A 4,034-nucleotide genomic window follows, 5' to 3' on the forward strand; every position below is an offset into this window, starting at 1 on the left:
TCGTGGCGCACCGGCACGTCACGCGCTGGCGATGTCACTCTTCCACGCTTCGCAAGACCGCCAGCATGGTCAGCACCAGAATCTTGAAGTCAAGCCGCAGCGACCAGTTCTCGATGTAGTAGTTGTCGAATTCGGCACGGTCGGCGATCGAGGTCTGCCCTCGAAGGCCATGCACCTGCGCCCAGCCGGTGACCCCGGCCTTGACCCTTTGCCGGTCGCCATAGCGGCGTATCTGCATTTCGAATAGTTCGACGAACACCGGCCGTTCGGGACGCGGGCCGACCAGACTCATCTCGCCCCGCAGAACGTTGATCAGTTGAGGCAGTTCGTCCAGCGAAGTCTTGCGCATGATCTTCCCGATGCGGGTGCGCCGGTCGTCGCCTTCCACCCCGCCGGGTGCCGTCCCTGCCTGCGGCTTGAAGTCCGCGTCAGCCGCGTCCAGCGGGCGCATGCTTCGGAACTTCAGGCAGTCGAAGACTGCGCCGTCACGCCCGACGCGTTGCTGGCGGTAGAAGACCGGCCCCGGGGAGCTGTTCTTCACCAGCAGCGCGAGCCCGACGAACACGGGCGAGATGAGCAACAGCCCCACCCCGGCAGCGACCCGGTCGCAGGCGTGCTTGACGGCGAACTGCCAACCCTTCGGATCGGCGTGAAAGAGCACGATCAGGGGCACCCCGCCCATGTGCTCGACCCGGGCGCCCACGCCGACGGCGTCCATCAATCGAGGTACCACGTGCACCCGCATTCCGAGGTTCTGCGCCACGAGGGCGGTATGCGCCAACTGCTCGTCGGAGATCAACGACGGCGCGACGATGAGCTCCTCTGCGCCGGTTGTCCGCACGGCGTTTTCGAGAGTGTCGGTGGCACCCAGGTACGGCACGTCGAACACGTCCGTCGCGGCTGGTCGCACGTCATCCAGCACCCCGACGGGGCGCAGACCGTACTCGGGCACCTGACGCATCCGCGCGATGAGCTGATTGGCGATGGGACCCGCGCCGATGATCAGCACGGGAGCGGCAACGCGGTACTTGCGCCGGATGTAGCGATATACCACGGACCTCGTCAGACGGACCGTTGGCAGGAGAACGGCTGCACACAGCCACACATGCACCACCAGTTCGCCGGGGCGGACGTACGGAACGACGACGTCTCCGGGTTGGAACGGGGGGACGAGCACCAACATGATGGTCAACAGCACCAGTGCGGACGCTGCGGCGGCCGTCTCCACCGGTTCGACGTCGTCGAGGAACTTGAAGCTCAGCTTGCGCTTGTACATGGAGCGGGTCGCGAGGATGAGCACCACGACGGGGACGAAGAACCACGAATACAGCGCGATGTTGCGCTCGTGCACCGGTCCTGAAATCCACCACTGCGCCAACCCCACCGCAGACATGGCGGCGAAGACATCACACGCCACGACGATCGACAGGTGCCACCCGTCGGTGCGCACACGGTCCATCCAGGGTGGGGTCAGCACCTCGTGGCGAATGGGCGGCAGCGCGGCAATCGCCCGCCCCACGGTGGGGCGAAGGCTTTGCGGCTGCCCCATCGCCTTCACGTCTAGCTGCATGCGTCATCCCCCGGACGGATAGTTTGATGCCCACTGTATGTGTGCTGGGGGATAAATAAGTCAAATTAATTTGTGACGTTGTGAGTTTGCTCGAATATCAACAGTGAAAAAACCGTCGACATAGCTGGAAAAGTGGCGCTCAGCCTCCCGAACCAGGTCCGGAATCAAAAATGCGCTCAGCCACGAGGTACGCCAGATCGCTCAGGATCTGCACGTGGCCGGCACCCCACAGTCGTGGCTCGGTGTCGAAAACACACAGCGTGCCGATCGCGTTGCCATCCGCATCGACCAGCGGTATGCCAAGGTAGGCGACCACGGCTCCGGCGAGGACCGCTGGATGATTCTTGAACACCGGGTCGAGGCGCGCATCCTCGAGAATGAGCGGCGAACTGTTTGCCACAGCGTACTGGCACATGGATTGATCGAGCGGCGTCTGCCTTGCCTCCGCGGACATCCCATCCATTCCGAACGTGCTCTTGAAGAATTGCCGGTCCACATCGATCAGCGACACCGCCGCGTACGGGGCCTCCAACGCATCGGCGGCAGCCCTGGTCAGTCGGTCGTACTTGTCCTCCGGCGGAGAATCCAGCAACCCCGTGTCATAGAGCGAGCGCAGTCGATCGGGGTCGTTCACCGTAGCCGATACGTCCGGCATCGCCTCCGCGGCGAAGACCCCTGCCGTGGTCAGCTGGGCCAGCAGACCCTTGGCTGACGGGCTCTCAGCCCGTATCAGATCGGTCACCATTTGCGTTCCCACGGCACGCGCGACGTAGGCAACGACGTCCTCGCCCGCATCGCGCGCACACTCTTCGAGCTGACGACTGAGCGAATCGTCGAATCCTGATATGTCGGTGGTCACACTGCGAACGGTATCCGACTGGCGAAGTTTTGCGGCTCTGAATGACGCATGGATCGATCGGCTCCATCGGCGACGTAGCCTTGGGGCCGACGTCGACGTGAGGAGGGGGATGTGTCGGAAGCGCGCACTAGCCCCATCGATCTCCTGTTCGACGCTCGGCACGTGCGTCAGAGCGGGATAGGTACCTACATCCGCACCCAGCTTCCCCACCTGGAGGAGGCCGCGTCCCGCCACGGCATCGCCCTGGCGGTCCTGGCAGACCGCGAGACCGTCCCGGAGCTTCACCCGAGTACCCGCGTCGTGCTCGCGTCGCCCCCGTCTGCCGCGATGTACTCTCCGGCCGAACAGCTCGTGTGGCGTCGCGCGTTCGAGACAACGCGACCCCGGGCCGTGTGGCTGCCCCACTACCCGTACCCATTGGCCCGGTTGCTGCCAGGAAACCGCGGCATGCTGGCCTACGTCACCGTGCACGACACCATTCAGCTGCTCCCCCGGCGCATCAGCGGTCAGAGCTGGGCCCGCCGCGGGTACGCGCGCGTCATGCTCAAGGCCGATGCCCGGTCGTGTCGCCGAATCTTCACGCCCTCGGAAGCGACCGCGGCGGCGTTGAGGGGGATCACGCGGAGCGCGCGAGTCTCGGTGACGCCGATACCCGTGGATCACATCTGGTTCGAGCCCGTCGATCCGAGTCTGTCGCCCGTCACCGGGCGATACCTGCTGTACGTCGGAAACGCGAAGCGTTACAAGAACCTTCCGCTTCTGTTGGAGGCATTCTCCGGTTTGGCCGAGACCATTCCACACAAACTGGTGATCGCCGGAGGGGGCGCCACCCTGCGCACGCTGGACGACCGCGTCCGCCGACTGGCTGAAGGCAACCCGGACCGGATCGTGCTGACCGGACAACTCGACTTCGCGGCGCTGCGGGCACTGGTCGCATCGGCGGAGTTGCTGATCATGCCGTCCCTCCACGAAGGGGCCGGGTTGCCACCCTTGGAGGCCATGGCCTCGCGTACTCCCGTGCTGTCCTCGGACATTCCCGTTCTTCGAGAGACGTGCGGCGACGGTGCCGCCTTCTTCAACCCCCACGACCCCAACCACTTGGCGGATGCGATCCGGACGTATTGCGCGGACGACCTGGCCCGAGCTCGATTGGCGGCGCGGGGTCACTCCTTCGTGGTGGGACGCCAGCAACGGATTTGCGCCACCGCCGCAGCCGATGAGATATGTACCGAACTGCTCCGCGACCGACGATGACGCTGTCGAGGCGCAAGCTGCTGGCCAGCGCACCCGCCACGGCCGCCTTGATCGTCCTGCCGGGTTGTCAGATGAACGGTGGCGTGGTGGACGTCAGGAAGTTCGGGGCCAAGGGAGATGCGGCCGCGGACGATTCGGGGGCGATCCGGGCCGCCGTTGCGACGCTACGGTCGGGAGATACGCTCTATTTTCCAAGGGGGACATACCGTTTCGCTCAGCGGTGGCCACCCGGTGGAGCGGCCATCGTCATCACCGGAGTCTCAGACGTCGGCATCGAGTTTGATCTCGGCGCCGAGCTTCTCATGGACAATCTCGACCCCGTTGCCAAGACAGGCACCAGCCATGGACTTC

At 64.8% G+C, this 4,034-nt stretch carries 4 protein-coding genes; 2 read left to right on the plus strand and 2 right to left on the minus strand.

Features of this window, described 5'->3' with window-relative positions:
- Positions 1-34: 34 nt before the first annotated feature.
- Together ABW137_RS08855 and ABW137_RS08860 are read right to left on the minus strand one after the other, a co-directional pair.
- Positions 35-1,570: a sugar transferase gene (locus ABW137_RS08855; protein WP_526398969.1), complete on the minus strand. Its 1,536-nt coding sequence runs from the start codon at positions 1,568-1,570 to the stop codon at positions 35-37.
- Positions 1,571-1,709: 139 nt separating this feature from the next.
- Positions 1,710-2,429 (minus strand): GAF domain-containing protein, encoded by a 720-nt coding sequence (locus ABW137_RS08860; protein WP_526398971.1) that lies wholly within the window; start codon positions 2,427-2,429, stop codon positions 1,710-1,712.
- Between the two features lie 111 nt (positions 2,430-2,540).
- Between ABW137_RS08860 and ABW137_RS08865 the strand changes: the two genes are divergently transcribed.
- On the plus strand, positions 2,541-3,683 hold the full coding sequence (locus ABW137_RS08865) for a glycosyltransferase family 4 protein (RefSeq protein WP_526398973.1): 1,143 nt from the start codon (positions 2,541-2,543) through the stop codon (positions 3,681-3,683).
- Positions 3,680-4,034: glycosyl hydrolase family 28-related protein (locus ABW137_RS08870; RefSeq protein WP_526398975.1), on the plus strand; the 355-nt coding region annotated here is incomplete at its 3' end. The genes ABW137_RS08865 and ABW137_RS08870, both read left to right, overlap by 4 nt.

The organism is Mycobacterium sp., from assembly GCF_040509115.1.
Taxonomy (GTDB): domain Bacteria; phylum Actinomycetota; class Actinomycetes; order Mycobacteriales; family Mycobacteriaceae; genus Mycobacterium.

Coding starts and splice junctions, on each gene's coding strand:
- ABW137_RS08855 (WP_526398969.1), bottom strand. CDS start 1,570: ATGCAGCTAGACGTGAAGGCGATGGGGCAGCCGCAAAGCCTTCGCCCC.